The sequence below is a fragment of the Kitasatospora sp. NBC_01246 genome (assembly GCF_036226505.1).
Classification (GTDB): domain Bacteria; phylum Actinomycetota; class Actinomycetes; order Streptomycetales; family Streptomycetaceae; genus Kitasatospora.
The window spans coordinates 1,356,714-1,374,092 of the sequence record NZ_CP108484.1; the positions used below are offsets into that span (position 1 = coordinate 1,356,714).

A 17,379-nucleotide genomic window follows, 5' to 3' on the forward strand; every position below is an offset into this window, starting at 1 on the left:
CCGCAGCCGCGCCGCCACCGCGCCCGGAGTACACCGTTCGCCGCAATCCGGCCTCACATCCGCAGGATCCGCAGGTAGCGCTTCAGGTCGGGCAGGCTCTGCCAGACCAGGGTCACGACCGCGGCCGCGACGGCCGCGCACAGCAGGTTCTTCAGCATGGTGACGCCTCTCTCTGCGCCTGCGCGTCCGATCCGACGATCCGCAGGACCACTTCGACCGCCTCCTCGACGGCTGCGGCCACCGGGGCACTGAGCCCGATGCCCTCCTCCAGCGACTCCGGCTCGCACCCCACCACGAGCACCCGTTCGGGCGCGGATCCGCCCGTCCCGGCGGCCAGCGTGGCGAGCAGCGCGAGCACGGCGTCCGGCCCCATCCGGTGCCCGTCCATGACGGGCGCCTCCACCGGGCCGGCGTCCGCCTCGATCAGGTACACCGTGCCCGGCTCGCCTCCGCGCGCGGTGGCGTCGACCAGCACGAGCGTCCGGTAGCCGTCCAGCAGCTGGTAGGCCAGGTGCACTCCGCGCACCCCGATGTCCACCAGCTCGACGTCGGCCGGCAGCGGGTGCCCGGCCAGCCGCCGGACCGTCTCCACCCCGAACCCGTCGTCACCGAGGAAGATGTTGCCCACCCCGGCCACCAGCACCCGGCCCGTGCTCACGAGTCCTCCAGCGGGGTGACCTCGTCCGGCTGGAAGTACCGGAACCGGCCCTGGGCGCGCCACAGGTCCGCGCCCGGGTCGTCCTCGACCGTGACGGCGAGGTGCACCGAGCCGTCGACGTCGTGCAGCACGGCCTCGACCACGGCGGTCCGCCCGTGCAGGAAGAGGTCCTGGGCGTCGGTGCGCCGCCGGCCGGGCCGGAGCAGGACGCGGCTGCCGGCCCCGACCTCGCGGCCGTCGACCACCACCCGGTCCCGGTCCGGGTCCACCTCCGGGTCGTTGCCAGGGTCCCACCAGGGCTGCTCGGCGGTGGACCCGGTGATCTCGCGCAGGCCCCGGACGGCGCCGTGCAGCCGCTCCAGGACCTCCGGGGGCATCGACTCGGCGAGGTCGATCACGGCGCCCGCCCGCTCGTCCGTGCCCCGGGCCTCGCGCTTCTCGCGCTCGGTCAGCGCCGCCGTCCGCAGGGCGAGGATCTCGTCGATCTCGGTCGCGTCGTAGAGCGCGCCGAGGCTCTCCGGGGCGACCAGCGGATGGTCCTCCAGGATGATCGGCGAGGAGAGCAGCACCTGGTCGCGCCCGGGCGGGCCGGCCAGCACGGGCCAGGTGTGCTCGTTGCGGCACTCGGCCACGGCCGCCTTCGCCCATTCGGGCGGGTCGGTCACCGACAGGAAGGTGCCCCGGTCGAGGCCGAGCAGCAGGTGTGCCGAGACCAGTGCGCGGGGCAGCGCCGCCTCCCGCCGGTCGCCCGGCCCCGGCTGCCACGGCGCGGTGTTCTCCACCACGACCGCGAGCCTGCGCACCTCGTACGGTCCGGGGACGTCCCGGGCGGTCAGCCGCAGGAGGCCGTCGGCCTGTTCGCGCCGGCGCAGCAGCCGGCCGACCGTCACGCCGTCCTCGCGGAGCAGTTCCATCTCCTCGCAGGCCGGCAGCCGGAACGGCCGGACGATCCCGTCGCCGGCCAGCTCGTCGACGGGGAGGACGAGTTCCACGCGCTCCTCGACGCCCTCGTCCCACGGGACGAGCACCCGGTCGGCCAGCTCCAGCTCGTCGACCGGCTCGAAGCCGCCGCCCGGGGTGGCGCGCTGGACGGTCCGCCGCTGCGCGCGGAGGAACCGCAGCTCCACCGCCAGCCGGTCGCCGGGGCGCGGCTCGATCAGGCACTCGGTGCGCTGGTGGGAGTGCTCACCGCTGTCCTCGCCGTAGCCGGGCGGGACGAGGACGCCGAACTGCCAGCGCAGCCGGTTCTTGGCCGCCGAGGCCCGGTAGGGATAGAGCACGTAGCCCTCGAAGAGGACGGCGTCGGCGATCTGCCGGGCCTGCGCGAACCGGCTCTCGGTCTCGGCCGTGAAGGCGTTCGCGTTCACCGGGCGACCTCCTCGGTCCGGACCGCGTCGAGCAGCTCGCGCACGGTCGCGTCCCAGGACGGCAGGGCCCGCCGGGAACGGTAGGCGAGCAGTTCCGCCATCAGTTCGGCCGGCAGCCGCAGCCACCCGCAGCCCGGGAAGTGCTGCTCGATCATCTCCCGCCACACCCGCACGGGCATCCGCACCGTCGCCTCCCGGTCCCAGGGCACCGGGGCCACCTGGAAGCCGCCCGGGCCGGTGAACGCGGTGCCGGAGAAGAGCAGCAGCAGCGGGACGTCACCGCCGTCCAGCGCCGCGAGGTAGCGGGCGGAGGCCACGTCCATGTCGTAGGTGCACGGGACGGGCAGGTCCACCTCGGTCTCCCCGGTGAAGCCGGGCACCATCAGCGGCACCTGGGCGAACTGCACCGGGTGCAGCGTGCCGCCCCAGCGGGAGCGCTCGCCGAACAGGTCGGCCAGCCGCTCGCCCTCGGCCTCGCCGTAGGAGCGCCGCGCGGGTTCGATCCGCAGCTGGCAGCGGAGCGCCAGGGCGTGCACCCTGGTCCCTTCGGGGGCGGTGATCCGCAGCCGCAGGACCAGCGTCGGCCCGGCCGCGTGGGGGTCGGGCCGCACGCCGGTGCAGGCGAAGGACAGCGCGGTCACGAGGCCCCCTCCGGTTGGAGCGCGCGGGCCCGGGCGGCCACCCGGGCGAAGAAGGCGTCGAGTTCGGCCCGGGCCTCGGCCCCGCCGTCGAAGCCCTTCCAGCACCGCCGCAGCCGGCCGACCAGCTCGTAGCAGACGTCGATCGGCACCAGGAAGCACTGGACCGGGCTCGCCGCCGGGTGCCGCAGCAGCAACGCCTCGACGTCGGGCTCCAGTTCGGCGGCGAGCCGGCTCGCGCCGAGCGCGGCCCGCCAGTCGGCCTCGTCCGGTTCGCTCTCGGTCGCACCGCCCGGGCCGGGGTAGAGCAGCACCAGCCGGTCCTGCCGGGCGTTGCGGAACAGGAACGCCGTCTCGACCGGGATGCCGAGCGCCGCCCACTGCTCCTCGCCGAACCGGTGGTCCGGCTCGGCGAGGTAGCGGTCGGGCACGCCGCGGTAGCGGCCGCCGGCCGCGCCGGGCTGCTGGAACAGCAGCCCGCAGGCCGTGCAGACACAGGTGAGGGACTGCTCCTCGGTGTCCACCAGGTGCCGGTGCTCCCGCGGGAGCTGCTGGCCGCAGAAGGTGCAGCGCTCCGGCTGCGGGGGTGCGGGCTCGCGCAGCCGGCGCAGCAGGGCGGCGCCGGGGCGGGAGAGCTGACGGGCGCTCACCGCACCTCCGCCGAGGCCGGCGGCCGGGTGCCGATCTGCAGCAGCTGCGGCGCGCGTTCCAGCTCCACGGCCGTCACCTCGGGGGCGTGACAGGCCAGCACGGCCTCGACGTCCTGCTCCCCGCAGCCGCAACCGCTCCTGCTCCGGCGCAGCCGCAGCGTGCCGGTCGCGGGGTCGAAGCCGAGCAGTTCGACCGGCTCGGGCAGCGCGGCGAGCGCGCGGGCGATCCGGGCGGTGACGTCCTCGGGGTGCAGGTCGTGCAGGACGAGCAGCCCGGCCACCGCCTGGTCGTCCAGCAGCTGCCGCAGCGTCTGCGGCGGCAGGGCGCGGACGAGCCGGGTGAGGCCGTCCCCGTAGAAGGCCATCAGCTCGCGGACCAGCTGCTCGCCGGCCCCCTGCCCGTCGCCGCCGGCCAGCTGGTCCAGCGCCTCCTGGATCCGCAGCCCGGTCTCCTCCGCCGTCATGCGGTGAGCCCGCTCAGGCCGGTGGGGACGTGCATCTTCTGCACGGTCCGGCCGCCGCCGACGTACATGTGGACGCCGCAGGGCAGACAGGGGTCGAAGCTGCGCACGGCCCGCATGATGTCGATGCCCTTGAAGTTCTCCGGCGAGTTCTCCTCGAAGATCGGCGTGTTCTGCACCGCGTCCTCGTACGGGCCGGGCGTGCCGTAGCTGTCGCGGACGCTGGCGTTCCACGGCGTCGGCGGGTACGGGTGGTAGTTGGCGATCTTGCCGTCGCGGATCACCATGTGGTGCGACAGCACGCCGCGCACGGCCTCGGTGAAGCCGCAGCCGATCGACTCGTCCGGCACCTCGAAGCGCTCCCAGGTCTGGCTGCGCCCGGCCCGGACCTCGGCGAGGGCCTTCTCCGCGAAGTGCAGGGCCGCCGCGGCCGCGTAGGCCTGGAAGTACGTCCGGGCGCGGTTGCGCTCGATGGCGTTGCTCCAGCGCGGGATCTTCCATTCGAAGGTGGTCTCCGGCTTGGTCATCGAGCGCGGCAGGTTGATCTGCACGCTGTGGCCGGTGGCCTTGATGTAGCCGATGTCGACCAGCCCGGAGAGCGCGGTGGACCAGAGGCGGGCGATCGGGCCGCCGCCGGTGTCGAGCGCGAGGTGGTCCTTGCCGTCGAACCAGCGGGGGGACATCACCCAGCTGTACTTGTCGTCGAAGTCGCGCTTCTGCGGCGCGGGGACGGTGTGCTGGTTCCAGGGGTGCCTGGGGTCGACCGGGTTGCCCAGCGGGTCGTGGGTGACGAAGAGCTCCTTGCCCTCCCAGTCCTCGTAGTAGGAGCTGCCGAGCAGGATGCGGATGCCGAGGTTGATCTCGGTCAGGTCGTTGGTGACCAGCTTGCCGTCGACGACCACGCCCGGGGTGACGAACATCTTCCGGCCCCAGTCGGTCATGTTCCGGTACGTGAAGTCGCAGTGGTCCGGGTCGTTGAGGCTCCCCCAGCAGCCGAGCAGGATGCGGCGCCGGCCGACCTCCTCGTAGCCGGGCAGCGCCTCGTAGAAGAAGTCGAAGAGGTCGTCGTGGAGCGGCACGACCTTCTTCATGAACTCCACGTACCGCATCAGCCGGGTCAGGTAGTCGGTGAAGAGCTGGACCGTCGCCACCGTGCCGACGCCGCCCGGGTAGAGCGTGGAGGGGTGCACGTGGCGGCCCTCCATGAGGCAGAACATCTCCCGGGTGTAGCGGCTGACCTGCAGCGCCTCGCGGTAGAACTCGCCCTCGATCGGGTTGAGCGAGCGCATGATGTCGGCGATCGTCCGGTACCCGTGGTCGCCGGCGTGCGGGGCCGCGGTGCGCTCGGCCAGCTCCAGGACGCCGGGGTTGGTCTCGCGGACCATCTTCTCGCAGTAGTCGACCCCGACCAGGTTCTCCTGGAAGATGTTGTGGTCGAACATGTACTCGGCGGCCTCGCCGAGGTTGATGATCCACTCACCGAGGTGCGGCGGCTTCACCCCGTACGCCATGTTCTGCGCGTAGACGGAGCAGGTGGCGTGGTTGTCGCCGCAGATGCCGCAGATGCGGCTGGTGATGAAGTGCGCGTCGCGCGGATCCTTGCCCCGCATGAAGACGCTGTAGCCGCGGAAGACCGACGAGGTGCTGTAGCACTCCGCCACCTTCTTCTGCTTGAAGTCGATCTTCGTGTGGATGCCGAGGCTGCCCACGATCCGGGTGATCGGGTCCCAGGACATCTCCACCAGGCCGCTGCCGTCGCCGGCTGCCTTCGTCGTCGGTGCCATCGTGTCTGTCGTGCCCTTCTGGAAGCGGGGAGGGTCAGCGGCGGAGCGGGCCGCCGCACGGGGGTGCGGCGGCCCGCCTGGTCACCCCGGTGTGCGGTAACCGGTCGTCAGCGTGCGCCCCGGGTGGCGCCACTTCGGTTCCTTGTCGAGGGTCTTCATGGTGATCGAGCGCAGTCGCCGGATCACCGCGCCGTACGCGGAGCTGGCGTTGGCCGAGATGTGCGAGCCCGGCGGCGGGTCCATGAAGGGCATGAACTTGTCCGGGAAGCCGGGCATCGTGCAGGCGATGCAGATGCCGCCCACGTTGGGACAGCCGCCGATGCCGTTGATCCAGCCGCGCTTGGTGACGTTGCACTTGACGACCGGGCCCCAACAGCCCAGCCGCACCAGGCACTCCGGGGTGCCGTACTCGGTGGCGAACTGGCCCTGCTCGTAGTAGCCGCCGCGGTCGCAGCCCTCGTGCACGGTGGCGCCGAACAGCCAGGTCGGGCGCAGCTTGTCGTCCAGCGGGATCATCGGCGCGGAGCCGGCCAGCTGGTAGAGCAGGTAGGTCAGGGTCTCGGAGAAGTTGTCGGGCTGGATGGGGCAGCCCGGCACGCAGACGATGGGCAGGCCGGCCTTGGACTTCCAGTCCCAGCCCAGGTAGTCGGGAACGCCCATGGCGCCGGTCGGGTTGCCGGCCATGGCGTGGATGCCGCCGTAGGTGGCGCAGGTGCCGATCGCGACGACCGCCGTGGCCTTGGGCGCGAGCCGGTCCAGCCACTCACTGGTGGTGATCGGCTGACCGGTCCGCGGATCGTCGCCGAAACCGCACCAGTAGCCCTCCTCCTTGATGCTCTCGTTCGGGATGGATCCCTCGACGACCAGGACGAACGGGTCGAGTTCCCCGCGGTCCGCCTTGAAGAACCACTCCACGAAGTTGTCCGCGCCCTGGACCGGCCCGCACTCGAAGTCGATCAGCGGCCAGTGGACGGCGATCTTCGGCAGGCCCGGCAGCGCGCCGGTGACGATCTCCTCGATGCTCGGCTGCATGGCCGCGGTCAGGGAGACCGAGTCACCGTCGCAGCTCAGGCCCGCGTTGATCCAGAGAATGTGCACCACGTCAGCGTCGGTGGCGCTCGTTGCTGCAGCACCCATGAGGATGCCTCCTCGGAACTGGGAGCCGGACAAAAAGGCTCAAACCAGTCATAGCAGCGGTTGCGGCAGCCCGCCGGTCCGCAGGGCCGGGCGAGCACCCGGACGGAGCGCAAGCCGGGAGGGCCGTTCGGAGCAGCCGGGCGGTCACCCTGCGGGCGGCATGGAGGGCGGCGCGGGAGGCGGTACGGAGCGGGCCGGAGGCCGTCCGGGCGGCCGCGCCCCGGCATCGGGGCGGCGCCGGCGAATTTGACATGACTGAACCAGGCCCCGAGCGGGCATACCGTCAGTAGCCCGCCGAAGGGCCCCGGTTGAAGCTCCCCCACGAGCGCAACCGAGGCCCCGGCCGGCGACCGGGCCTGGACGTGACTCCCCCCACGGAGCGGCGGCCAGGCCCGCATGCTGTACAACCAGCGATACGCAGCGTACATGTCATATCCACGTACCGCTACCGGGCGGACGTCCGGAGGTCGACCGACGGCCCGTCAGGGCGCCGCCGCCGCGCCTCCGCGACCGGTCGGCGCCCTGGTCAGCGGCGCCCACCACAGATGGAACGGCCGGTGCCCCGGGAATGGTTCCCGGGGCACCGGCCGTTCGGGTCCGCGGCCCCGGGCCGCCGGACTCAGGCGGGAAGCGGACGCTCCACCGGGGCGTGCCAGTCCGGGACGCTCGCGCCCGGCTCGGTGAAGGCGGCGAAGTCCGTGGTGCCGGTGAACGGCTTCCGCTGGTAGAGATCGCGGGCGTAGGCCCACAGGTGCGGGTACGCGGCCAGACCGGGGTTCACCGCGCGCGCGTGGTTGGGCCCGACGTCGTAGCGCACCAGCGTCACCCAGAGCCGCACATCGGCCTCGGTCAGCCGGTCGCCCAGCAGGTAGCGGCTGGTGGCCAGCCGGGCGTCCAGCTCCGCGAAGGTCTCCAGCAGCAGGGCGCGGGCCGCGAGCGCGACGTCCCCGGTGCCGGCCGCCGCGCCCGCGCCGTGGTTCACGGCCGGGCCCAGCCGGGCGTCCAGCGCGTCGATCTCGGCCCGGAGGTCCTCCGGGTAGGTGTCGGCGCCGTTGCTCCACCGGCCGAACTGGGTCGCCAGGTCGATGCCTATGGTCCGGAAGTCGTTGCTGACCACCCGACCGGTCCGGCGGTCCCAGAGCGTCGGCACCGAGATGTGCCCGTCGAAACCGGGCTCGGTCCGCTCGTACGCGTCGCGCAGCAGGGTGAACCCGTTCACCGGGTCCGGCCCGTAGGTCTCCCGGAAGGCCCAGCCGCGGCCGTCACGGCGGCCGTCGACGTAGGACACCGAGACGACGTCCTCCAGCCCGTTGAGAGCGCGCTGGATGGTGGTGCGCTGCGCCCAGGGGCAGAACCAGCCGGCGTAGATGTGGTAGCGGCCGGGCTCGGCGGCGAAGCCGCTGCTCCCGTCGGCGGTGATCCGCCCGGTGAAGCGGTACAGCGGGCGCTCGTCGCCGGGAGCCCTGGTGATCCGGTACTCGCCGTGGACGGCGGTGTCGGCGGGGCTGGCGTAGGGCACGTTCTGACTCACATCGAACTCCTCGGACTCCTCGGAAAGGTGGAACGGTGCGGCTCGGCGGGTGGTCTCGGTGCGGAGGCGGGGCGCCGGGGATTCGTCACGCGCCCGGGCCCCCGCCGGGCGTCCGCAGGCCCAGGAAGGTGACGTGCCGGCGCAGCCGGAACCCCAGCGACTCGTAGAGCCGGATCGCGGTGGTGTTCTCGGCGGAGGTGTGCAGGAACGGCGTGTCGCCCCGCTCACGGATCCCGGCCGCGACCGCCCGGACCAGCCGGGAGCCGAGCCCCCGGCCCCGGTGGGACTCGGCCGTGCAGACGGCGCTGATCTCGGTCCAGCCCGGCGGGCGCAGGCGCTCCCCCGCCATCGCGACCAGCGCGCCGCCGCGGCGGATGCCCAGGTAGCCGCCGAGTTCGATGGTCCGGGGCAGGAACGGGCCGGGCCGGGCGTGCTCCACCAGCGCCAGCATCTCCGGTACGTCGGCGGGGCCCAGCCGGACGGCCTCCTCGTCGGGCCGGGCCCGGACGCCGTCGTCCACCAGCTGGACTCCCCGGCCCCGCAGCAGGATCTCCCAGTCGGCCGGTACGGCGTCCGGGGAGCCGGTGGCGGCGACGACGGCGCCCGGGCCGTACAGCGCCGCGACGTCCCGCCAGGTCTCCCGGTCGGGCCGGTCGGGGAGGGCGACGAACGGCGACACGTCGGCCGGGTAGCGCAGCACCTCGCCGCTTCGCTCGGCCAGGTGGGCGTGCGGGCCGAGCAGGGCGGCGCGGGCCGGGTTGTCCAGGGGGTGGCGCCGCTCGGCGGTGTCCGGGGCGTCGTCGGGGATGAGCACGGGGTACTGGGGCATGCGGGAGCCGTTCCTCGATCTCGGTCTTCTCGGTCGCTTCGGCCCGGGGCGTCGCCGACCGGGGGCAGGACCTCGGGCGGCTGCCGGGGGCCGGGCAGCCGGGACGGGCCACGGCGGAGCGGGGCTGCCGGGCGTAACGGGGCGCCGGGCACGCGTGACGACGGGCGGTTACGGGCGGTTACGAGCGGTTACGGGCGACAGAGGCCGGTCGGGGAGCCGACCCCGTCGATCCAGCGGCGCCGCACCAGCCGGGCACCACCGGTCCGGGTGCCGGGGGTCCGGGTGCCGGCGGCCGCGTGGGCTCCGGCCTGCGGGCGGAACGCCGCGCGCGGCCGCAGCGGGTGTCCGAAGACCACCCGCCCGCCCCGCAGTTGGCGTGCGTGCATCGCCCGTCCGTTTCGCGTCCGGCAACCGTGAAGGTCCACAGTACCGCTCGACCGGCCCGGGACCAGGGGCAATCCCGAATCGCCGGACGCCGACGCCGGGCCGAAACAGTGCCGTCGCACCGTGCTCACAGCGCGTTCACTGCAGGATGTTGATCGCCCGGGCGACGACCAGGGCGCCCAGCGCGAGGGAGGTCGCCGCCTGCGCCATCATCAGCAGCTTGGCCCAGCGTCTGACCGCCGAGACGTCGGTGGGGCTGAAGGCCGTGGCGGTCCAGAACGAGAGCGTCAGGTAGTCGGCGAACCGCGGCACCCAGGCGGCCGGCGCGTGGTCCGGGTACTGCATCTCGGGGAACACGAACGCCGGGTTCGCGAAGGGCCGGTGGGCGCGGGCGGCGGCGCCGCCGCGGTCCAGGCTCCAGTACCAGAGCGCGAAGGCCACCACGTTCGTCACCCAGACCACGCCGCCGGTCGCCAGCAGCCCGACGGCGTTGTTCGCGAACAGCTTGTTGTCGGTCAGGATGTCCACCACCAGATGGACGCCCGCGAACACGTTGGCCACCGTGATGGCGCCGATCAGCAGCTGGGTGACGAGCCGGAGCCAGGCCTTCTGCCGGTCGATCCGGCCCGGGTCGCCGATGATCAGCACCGCCAGCAACGAGCCCACGGCGACCGGCAGCACCCAGGCGGGGTCGACCCGGTAGCGGGCCGGCAGCGTCACGTGGAGCATCGCGACGACCGCGACCGCCAGCACCACCGGCCACCAGTGCTCGCCGTTCACCGCGGCCCGGTCCGGCGTCACCCGCCGCGGATCCGTCGGGTGGGGGCTGGAGGGCATGCCCCATTGTCACCTCGCGGCCCGGATCGCGGCCGCAGGCTCACCAGCCAGGGCCGGGGCGGGGCGGCTCCTACCGGGTGGCGGCCGTCGCCGTTCCCTCCAGGCGCCCGACGATCAGCTCGCAGAGCTCATGGGTGCGCAGGGCGTCGTGGGCGTCGATCGTCTTTCCGGTCCGGACGGCGTCGAGGAAGGCGAGGACGACCTGCTCGATGCCGCGCTGGCGGGCCACCGGGACCCAGTCGCCGCGACGGCGGATCGTGGGCTGGCCGCGGTGGTCGATCACGTCGGCGAGGTTGTGGACCTCGCGCTTGGAGTCCCCGCCGGAGACCTGGAGGATCTCCTCGGTGGAGCCGGAGACGCGGTTCATGATGCCCAGGGCGGTGAAGCCCTCACCGGAGAGGGTGAGGACGACGTGCTCGACGAGGCCGTCGCGCACCCGGGAGCGGACGTCGACCTGCTCGATCTCACCGGGCGCCAGGAAGCGCAGCAGGTCCACCACGTGGATGAAGTCGTCGAAGACCATCGAGCGGGGCGCCTCGGGCAGGCCCTCGCGGTTCTTCTGCAGGACGATCAGGTCGCGCGGCCGCTCCTTCGCCTGCACGTAGCCGGGCGCGTAGCGGCGGTTGAAACCGACCATCAGCGAGCGGCCCGTGCGGTCGGCGAGGTCGACCAGCCGGCGGGACCCGTCCAGGGTCTGGTCGAGCGGCTTGTCCACGTAGACGTCGACCCCGGCCGTCAGCAACTGCTCGACGATCGGGACGTGCTGGTCGGTGGCGGCGTGCACGAAGGCGGCCCGGATGCCGCTGCCGATCAGCGCGCCGAGGTCGGTGAACCGGTGCTCGGGCGCGATCCGGTGGGCCTCGCCGATCCGGTCCAGCTTGGCCCGGTCCCGGGTCATCAGGCGCAGGTCGAGGCCGGGCAGCGTGCCGAGGACCGGGAGGTAGGCCTTCTGGGCGATGTCGCCGAGCCCGATCACCCCGACGGGGAGGAGAGCGTCGGGGGCGGAGGTCAGGCTCATCGGTGCTCCAGTGGTCCGGACGATCATCGGCCCGGCCCACCCTACTCGCCGCTCCCCCGGCGGCCGGCGGGGTGGCCCGGCGCACCCGGCGGACGGGTGCGGCGGTGCCGGCGCGGTGGGGCCCCGGCCACCGGTCGGGGCCCCACCGTCCCCCGCTCAGTCGACGTCGAGCGCCCGCGTCAGCGTGCGCTCCGCCATGTGGCGGCCGGCCGAGACGGTGGACCCGCCGGGCCGGGCCGCCCAGGCGCGCGCGGCGGTGTCCCGGGTCCGCACCGCCCGGGGCGGGGTGCTCACCCGGGCGGTCCGCCGGCCGAGGCCGACCGCCTCGCCGGCGGGCAGCGACCACAGGTCGGCCCCGCTCAGCAGGGCGGCCTCGGCGGTGAGGTCCAGTCGCGCGAGGGCGGCCTCGACGGCGGCCGCGCGCCTGGCGTCGGCGGTCACGGCGAACTCCTCGTCCTCGTCATGGTTCAGATCCAGCCGTCGAGCGCGGCCAGGAAACCGTCGTGATCGTCCCGGTGGACGGTGTGGCCGGCGCCGGGCACGGTGCGCACCTCGAAGCCCCGGGCGCGCAGCAGTTCGGCGTCCTCGGCGTTCACCAGGAAGCTCCGGTCGGCCAGGAGCACCAGCGAGGGCACGGCCGGTGCGGCCGGCAAGCCGCACTCCTGGCCGGACAGGGCGAGCGCGGACTCCTCGTCCCAGGCCGCGAGGGTGGCGAGTTCGACGTCCACGTCGGCGGCCTCCCAGCGGGGGTTGAACCCGGCGATCTGCTCCCGGGTGGCGTGCCGGAACTCCACGAACATCCGCGGGTCGGCGCCCTCGATCCGGCCGAACTGCCAGGCCGGGTCGACGTACACGGCGCGGGCCGGCTTCAGCCGCTCCACCGCGCCCAGCAGGCTGATGCCGCCGAGCGAGTGGCCGACGGCCAGCTCCGCGCCGGCCGGCAGCGTCTCGACGAGGTCCTCGGCGTAGGCCTCCAGGGCGTACCGCTCCTGCGGGCTCCCGCCGGTACCGCGCGGGCTCCGGCCGTGGCCGCGCTGGTCGACGGCGATGACGCGGTACCCGCGCCCGGCCAGGGCCGGGCCGACCCGCCGCCAGGTGCGGTGGTCGGACATGATGCCGTGCACCAGCAGGGCGATGCGGTCGCCGGAACCCCACTCCTGGGTGTGCAACTTCACGAGATGGAAACCTCTCTGGGAACGCTCGGGTGGGCGGACGTACTCGGTCGGGTGAACGTCGTGGGTGTGCCGGAGGTGCCGGCGTACTCAGCGAACACCGCGGACCGGCTTCAGCGCGAGGGCGCCGAGCCCGGCGAGGGCCGCGCCGAGCAGGAACAGCGGGGTGCGGCCGCCGAGGCCGGGCACGACGGAGGCGACGAAGGGCACCAGGGTCCGCGGACAGGGGTTGGCGATGTCGAGCCCGCCCATGTCCCGGGCGGCGTCCTCCGCCTTGGGCAGCACCATGGTGACCGGCGCGGTGTCGACGGCCGTGAACCAGCCGAAGGCCAGTCCGTTGACCACGGAGAAGACGATCATGCCGGGCCGACCACCGGCCATCCGGCCCGGCCGGGCGGGGAGGAACTCGCCGCCCTGGTCGCCCGGTCGGTGAACGAGCCCGGCCAGGTGCCCGCCACCCGGAACGTGCTGGGCTTGCGCACGGTCGTCCGCGAGTCGGCCTCACTCCGCCCCCGCTCCGGGCCTCCCCGACGGGAGAATCCGGTTGTGACCGGGACGGCTCGTGGGCGAGGCTCTCGGCATGACCACTCCGCCCGAGTCGATCACGCTGGACGACCTCACGCTGCGCCGCTTCGACGGCGAGGCGGACCTTCCCGAGCTCTTCCGGGTGATCGAGGAGTCCCTGGAGCACCTCCGCCCGTGGATGCCCTGGGTCGCCACGCACAGCCCCGACGCCACCCGTGCCTTCCTGGCCGGCCGCGCCGAGCAGTGGGAGAGCGGCGCCGCGTTCACCTACGCGATGGTGACGGAGCGGGGCATCGTCGGCGCCTGCCAGCTGTTCCGCCGCGAGGGCCTGCCGGGCGACGGCCTGGAGATCGGCTACTGGCTGCACCCCGCCGCCACCGGCCGCGGCCTGGCCACCAGAGCCGTCCGGGCACTGGTCGACGAGGCGTTCCTGCTGCCCGGCGTCGACCACGTCGAGATCGTCCACGACCCGGCGAACCGGGCGAGCGGCGCCGTACCGGCGCGCCTCGGCTTCGCCGAGCACCTCTGCCGGCCCGCCGAGCGCCTGGCGCCCGCGCAGACCGGGGTGGACAAGGTCTGGCGGCTGACCCGGGCGCGGACAGGGCTGTGACCGGCCGCACCGGACGGGCGACCGGGGCGGCAGAGACAGCGCGGCCGGAGCACGGGGGGAGTGCCCGGCGCCGCTAGGGCAGACGGACGGGCCGGCCGCCGGAACTCCACGGCGGCACGGGTGCCGGGCCGGTGCGGCGGGACAGCACCGCGCCCCCGGGGCCGCACGGCCCCGGGGCGCCCCGGGTGGAGGTCGAACCGTGGATCAGAGCTTGAACATGGCGGTGTACGGCTGGGTGATCCGTTCCTGCCGTGAACCGAAGTCGACCAGTACCGCGATGTCACCGCCACCCTCGACGGCGATGGCCCGGCCGAGGCCGTACGTGTCGTGGGTGACCCTGTCGCCGACGGCGAACCGTTTGAGAGGAGCTTCGACCCGGGCCTTGAAGGGGCTGGTGGGCAGAGTACGCCGGACTGCTGCTGATTTCGTCATCTCCCCCAGTATGCGCCGGAACTCGCCCCAGTGGGCCCTCCGGAAGGTCTCGAATTCGCACATAACCGGAATCCGTATGGTGCGGTTCACCACCGCGCCGACGGAATTTCGCGGCCGCGGACGGTCTGCCACCGGCGCGAACCGCGTCGGCGGGGGCGGGCAGCACACCTGTGCCCGCCGCTCTTTCGAGCGATTCGCAGGCCCGGCCGGCCCCGCGCACCGGGACGCCAACTCCGCCGGGCGGCCGACCGGTTGGCGCTGCTTCCGCCGCCGCGACAGCCGGCCCCGGGCGGGGCCGCGGAGCCGCCGGGGGTGAATCCCTGCACCACGGAGACCCCCGGCCTGCTAGAGTCGAATGAGTTGCAGTAGTGGTTCCCATGAACTTTGTGTGGGCCTGCTGAGGTCTCGCAGGCGCATTTCTGTTTCCCGGCTCTTCCCCGGGTGGGTCATCATCGCGGCATCTCGGAGCACGCACCGTGCGAGCTCCGGACAGCCCCTTGAAGGAGATTTCTTTATGGCTAATGGCACTGTGAAGTGGTTCAACGCGGAAAAGGGCTTCGGCTTCATCGAGCAGGAGGGTGGCGGCCCCGACGTCTTCGCCCACTACTCGAACATCAACGCCAACGGCTTCCGTGAGCTGCTCGAGGGCCAGAAGGTCGAGTTCGACGTCACGCAGGGCCAGAAGGGCCCGCAGGCCGAGAACATTCGTCCGCTGTAGTTTCTGCCACGGCACCCGCCCGGCAGCGAGGGGCCCGCACCGCGTTCATGCCTGGTGCGGGCCCCTCGGCTTTTCGCAGGACCCACCGCTGCCCGGGCTTCATTCCCGGCTCCGCCACCGGCGGCCTTCCCCACGCGAGCTGCTCCGCGCCGCGTCCGGGTCGGCGCCCCGCCGTGATGACTCACGGTTCGAGGTTCTTCGCTCCCGCCCGCGCGGTGAGCGCCGACCGTAGGTGACGTGCCGCACGGTTTCACCGTCCACGCTCCGCCAGTTCCGGCCCGTTCCTTGCAGCCTCCGCCCGGATTACCCGTGGGCGCGGAGCCTTCCTCGTGACGTGCCACCTTGAGGAAGGTCTCCAGATGAATCGCTCCAGTCGCTCCTCGTACCAGAATTCCGAGTCCCGCTCCGGCGGCGGCTCCTACGGCTCCCGTTCCGGCGGGGGCGGTTCCTCGTACGGCTCCCGCTCGGGTGGCGGCGGCTCCTACGGCTCGCGTTCCGGCGGTGGTGGCTCCTCGTACGGCTCCCGTTCGGGCGGCGGTCCGAGGCGGCGCCAGAGCTCCTCCGTACAGGGCGAGTTCGCGATGCCGGTCAGCACCACCCCGGCCCTGCCGGCCGTCGAGACCTTCGACCAGCTCGACATGCCGAAGGCCCTGCTCTCGACGCTCACCCGCCAGGGCGTCACCTCGCCGTTCCCGATCCAGGCCGCGACGCTGCCGAACTCGCTGGCGGGCCGGGACGTCCTCGGCCGCGGCCGGACCGGCTCCGGCAAGACCATCGCCTTCGGCCTCGCGCTGCTGGCCCGCATCGCCGGCCGGCAGGCCGAGCCGGGCCGGCCGCTGGCTCTCGTCCTGGTGCCCACCCGTGAGCTCGCGCAGCAGGTCACCGAGGCGCTCACCCCCTACGCCCACTCGGTGCGGCTGCGGCTCGCCACCGTGGTCGGCGGGGTCTCGATCGGCCGCCAGGCCCAGATCCTGGGCCGGGGGGCGGAGGTCGTCGTGGCCACTCCCGGCCGCCTCAAGGACCTGATCCAGCGCGGCGCCTGCCGGCTCGACAGCGTCGGGATCACCGTCCTCGACGAGGCCGACCAGATGGCCGACATGGGCTTCCTGCCGCAGGTCATCGAGCTGCTCGACCAGGTCGAGGCCGACAGCCAGACGATGCTGTTCTCCGCCACCCTGGACCGCAACGTCGACCGCCTGGTGCGCCGGTTCCTCAAGGACCCGGTCACCCACTCGGTGGACCCGTCCGCCGGGGCGGTCAGCACCATGGAGCACCACGTCCTGCACGTGCAGAACGGCGACAAGAACGCCACGATCGCCCACATCGCCTCGCGCGAGGGCGGCGTGATCATGTTCACCGACACCAAGCACGGCGCCGACCGGCTGGTGGACGAGCTGCTCGCCAGCGGGGTGAAGGCGGCCGCGCTGCACGGCGGGAAGTCCCAGCCCCAGCGCACCCGCACCCTCCAGCAGTTCCGCAACGGCCAGGTCACCGCGCTGATCGCGACCAACGTCGCGGCCCGCGGCATCCACGTCGACGGCCTCGACCTGGTCGTCAACCTGGACCCGCCGACCGACCACAAGGACTACCTGCACCGCGGCGGCCGCACCGCCCGGGCGGGCGAGTCCGGCACCGTCGTGACGCTCGTCCTGCCCAACCAGCGCCGCGAGACGGCCCGGATGATGGCCACCGCCGGCATCACCCCCGAGTCCACCCGGGTCCACTCCACCGACGATGAGCTGGCCCGCATCACCGGCGCCCGCGTGCCCACCGGCGTGCCCGTGGTGATCGCCGACCCCGTGGTCGAGCGGCCCCGGCGCAGCGCCTCGGGCGGTCGCAACCGCCGCAGCCGCCCCACCTCGGCCGGCCGCGGCCAGCAGGGCGGCGGCACCGGCGGCCGCGGCCAGGGCGGCGGCACCGGCGGCCGTGGCCAGGGCGGCGGCACCGGCGGCCGCGGCCAGGGCGGCGGCACCGGCGGCGCCCGCCGTGGCGGGCCGCGGCGCGTCGACCTGGCCGCGTAGGCCCCGCGTCCGGTCGGTCCCGCCGCGCGTCGGCGGGACCGGCCGGATCCGGCCGGACACCCGCGGGCCGGGCCCAACCGCGGCAGCACCGTCGAGCACCTCCCTGATCGCCGCCGTCACCGGTGGACCGACCCGAAGGAGCCCCATGACCATGGCCCTCGAACACCCCGCCGACTTCGCCGCCGACGCCCTGACCACGGTCGGGGACGTGATGACCCGACCCGAGCTGCAGATCAGTGACGACGTCATGGTCGACACCGCGCTGGACATCCTGCTCAGCTCCGGCGCCCCGCACGCCCTGGTCCGCGACGAGGAGGGCCGCTGCGCCGGGCTGCTGACCCGTCTGCACCTCGCGCCGTTCCGGGCCCGCTCCTGGTACACCGAGCGCACCCCGGTGCGGGCGGTGAAGCACGACCGCGCGCCGTTCGCCACCGCCGGGATGCCGGCCGCCACCGCAACGGCCACCATGCGCGCCCGCGGTCTGGACACCTGGCCGGTCGTGGACGACGACGGGCACGTCATCGGTCTGCTCAGCATCTGAGTCCCACCCGGGACCCCGCCTCCCCCGGCCCACCGGGGGAGGCGGGGTCCCGGTGGTTTCCGGGGC

21 protein-coding genes are annotated in these 17,379 nt (G+C 73.7%); 4 read left to right on the forward strand and 17 right to left on the reverse strand.

Annotated elements, in window-relative coordinates:
- Positions 1 to 53: 53 nt before the first annotated feature.
- The 16 genes from OG618_RS38000 to OG618_RS06180 all read right to left on the reverse strand — a co-directional run bounded on the left by OG618_RS38000 (position 54) and on the right by OG618_RS06180 (position 12,826).
- On the reverse strand, positions 54 to 158 hold the full coding sequence (locus tag OG618_RS38000; protein ID WP_396486495.1) for a DUF6893 family small protein: 105 nt from the start codon (positions 156 to 158) through the stop codon (positions 54 to 56).
- Positions 152 to 658, reverse strand: coding sequence for a hydrogenase maturation protease (locus OG618_RS06110; protein WP_329486178.1), 507 nt, complete (start codon positions 656 to 658; stop codon positions 152 to 154). The genes OG618_RS38000 and OG618_RS06110 overlap by 7 nt, the downstream gene beginning before the upstream one ends.
- Entirely contained in the window at positions 655 to 2,025 is a 1,371-nt protein-coding gene (locus tag OG618_RS06115; protein WP_329486179.1) for a hypothetical protein, read from the reverse strand. The genes OG618_RS06110 and OG618_RS06115 overlap by 4 nt, the downstream gene beginning before the upstream one ends.
- The gene (locus OG618_RS06120; RefSeq protein WP_329486180.1) at positions 2,022 to 2,666 is read right to left on the reverse strand and encodes a DUF6084 family protein; all 645 of its coding nucleotides are present in this window, start codon (positions 2,664 to 2,666) and stop codon (positions 2,022 to 2,024) included. The genes OG618_RS06115 and OG618_RS06120 overlap by 4 nt, the downstream gene beginning before the upstream one ends.
- A complete protein-coding gene (locus tag OG618_RS06125; protein WP_329486181.1) occupies positions 2,663 to 3,313 on the reverse strand; it encodes a DUF5947 family protein in 651 nt (216 codons plus the stop codon). Before OG618_RS06125 ends, OG618_RS06120 begins: the two co-directional genes overlap by 4 nt.
- Entirely contained in the window at positions 3,310 to 3,777 is a 468-nt protein-coding gene (locus OG618_RS06130; RefSeq protein WP_329486182.1) for a thioredoxin, read from the reverse strand. The genes OG618_RS06125 and OG618_RS06130 overlap by 4 nt, the downstream gene beginning before the upstream one ends.
- On the reverse strand, positions 3,774 to 5,558 hold the full coding sequence (locus tag OG618_RS06135) for a nickel-dependent hydrogenase large subunit (protein ID WP_329486183.1): 1,785 nt from the start codon (positions 5,556 to 5,558) through the stop codon (positions 3,774 to 3,776). Before OG618_RS06135 ends, OG618_RS06130 begins: the two co-directional genes overlap by 4 nt.
- Positions 5,559 to 5,639: 81 nt before the next feature.
- Positions 5,640 to 6,695, reverse strand: coding sequence for a hydrogenase expression protein HypE (locus OG618_RS06140; RefSeq protein WP_329486184.1), 1,056 nt, complete (start codon positions 6,693 to 6,695; stop codon positions 5,640 to 5,642).
- Positions 6,696 to 7,314: 619 nt separating this feature from the next.
- Positions 7,315 to 8,226 carry a glutathione S-transferase C-terminal domain-containing protein gene (locus OG618_RS06145; protein ID WP_329486185.1) on the reverse strand — a complete coding sequence of 304 codons (912 nt, stop codon included), beginning with the start codon at positions 8,224 to 8,226 and terminating at the stop codon, positions 7,315 to 7,317.
- A gap of 85 nt (positions 8,227 to 8,311) precedes the next feature.
- Positions 8,312 to 9,055 carry a GNAT family N-acetyltransferase gene (locus OG618_RS06150; protein ID WP_329486186.1) on the reverse strand — a complete coding sequence of 248 codons (744 nt, stop codon included), beginning with the start codon at positions 9,053 to 9,055 and terminating at the stop codon, positions 8,312 to 8,314.
- Positions 9,056 to 9,243: 188 nt separating this feature from the next.
- Complete coding sequence (locus OG618_RS06155) at positions 9,244 to 9,441, reverse strand: hypothetical protein (protein WP_329486187.1); 198 nt, start codon at positions 9,439 to 9,441, stop codon at positions 9,244 to 9,246.
- Positions 9,442 to 9,577: 136 nt separating this feature from the next.
- Positions 9,578 to 10,276 carry a hypothetical protein gene (locus OG618_RS06160; RefSeq protein WP_329486188.1) on the reverse strand — a complete coding sequence of 233 codons (699 nt, stop codon included), beginning with the start codon at positions 10,274 to 10,276 and terminating at the stop codon, positions 9,578 to 9,580.
- A 70-nt stretch (positions 10,277 to 10,346) separates the two neighbouring features.
- A complete protein-coding gene (locus OG618_RS06165; protein WP_329486190.1) occupies positions 10,347 to 11,294 on the reverse strand; it encodes a Gfo/Idh/MocA family protein in 948 nt (315 codons plus the stop codon).
- 156 nt (positions 11,295 to 11,450) lie between these two features.
- A complete protein-coding gene (locus OG618_RS06170; RefSeq protein ID WP_329486191.1) occupies positions 11,451 to 11,735 on the reverse strand; it encodes a hypothetical protein in 285 nt (94 codons plus the stop codon).
- A 26-nt stretch (positions 11,736 to 11,761) separates the two neighbouring features.
- Positions 11,762 to 12,469 (reverse strand): alpha/beta fold hydrolase, encoded by a 708-nt coding sequence (locus OG618_RS06175; RefSeq protein WP_329486193.1) that lies wholly within the window; start codon positions 12,467 to 12,469, stop codon positions 11,762 to 11,764.
- A gap of 87 nt (positions 12,470 to 12,556) precedes the next feature.
- Positions 12,557 to 12,826 (reverse strand): hypothetical protein, encoded by a 270-nt coding sequence (locus tag OG618_RS06180; RefSeq protein WP_329486194.1) that lies wholly within the window; start codon positions 12,824 to 12,826, stop codon positions 12,557 to 12,559.
- Between the two features lie 220 nt (positions 12,827 to 13,046).
- Here OG618_RS06180 and OG618_RS06185 point away from each other — a divergent pair, with 220 nt between their 5' ends.
- Positions 13,047 to 13,601, forward strand: a complete 555-nt coding sequence (locus tag OG618_RS06185; protein WP_329486195.1) for a GNAT family N-acetyltransferase — start codon at positions 13,047 to 13,049, stop codon at positions 13,599 to 13,601.
- Positions 13,602 to 13,805: 204 nt separating this feature from the next.
- Here the strand turns inward: OG618_RS06185 and OG618_RS06190 are convergent, their stop codons facing one another.
- The gene (locus OG618_RS06190; protein WP_329486196.1) at positions 13,806 to 14,033 is read right to left on the reverse strand and encodes a hypothetical protein; all 228 of its coding nucleotides are present in this window, start codon (positions 14,031 to 14,033) and stop codon (positions 13,806 to 13,808) included.
- 514 nt (positions 14,034 to 14,547) lie between these two features.
- Here OG618_RS06190 and OG618_RS06195 point away from each other — a divergent pair.
- The 3 genes from OG618_RS06195 to OG618_RS06205 all read left to right on the forward strand — a co-directional run bounded on the left by OG618_RS06195 (position 14,548) and on the right by OG618_RS06205 (position 17,313).
- The gene (locus OG618_RS06195) at positions 14,548 to 14,751 is read left to right on the forward strand and encodes a cold-shock protein (protein ID WP_030918248.1); all 204 of its coding nucleotides are present in this window, start codon (positions 14,548 to 14,550) and stop codon (positions 14,749 to 14,751) included.
- A 359-nt stretch (positions 14,752 to 15,110) separates the two neighbouring features.
- Complete coding sequence (locus tag OG618_RS06200; protein ID WP_329486197.1) at positions 15,111 to 16,772, forward strand: DEAD/DEAH box helicase; 1,662 nt, start codon at positions 15,111 to 15,113, stop codon at positions 16,770 to 16,772.
- Between the two features lie 145 nt (positions 16,773 to 16,917).
- Positions 16,918 to 17,313, forward strand: a complete 396-nt coding sequence (locus tag OG618_RS06205; protein ID WP_329486198.1) for a CBS domain-containing protein — start codon at positions 16,918 to 16,920, stop codon at positions 17,311 to 17,313.
- The last annotated feature ends 66 nt before the right edge of the window (positions 17,314 to 17,379 follow it).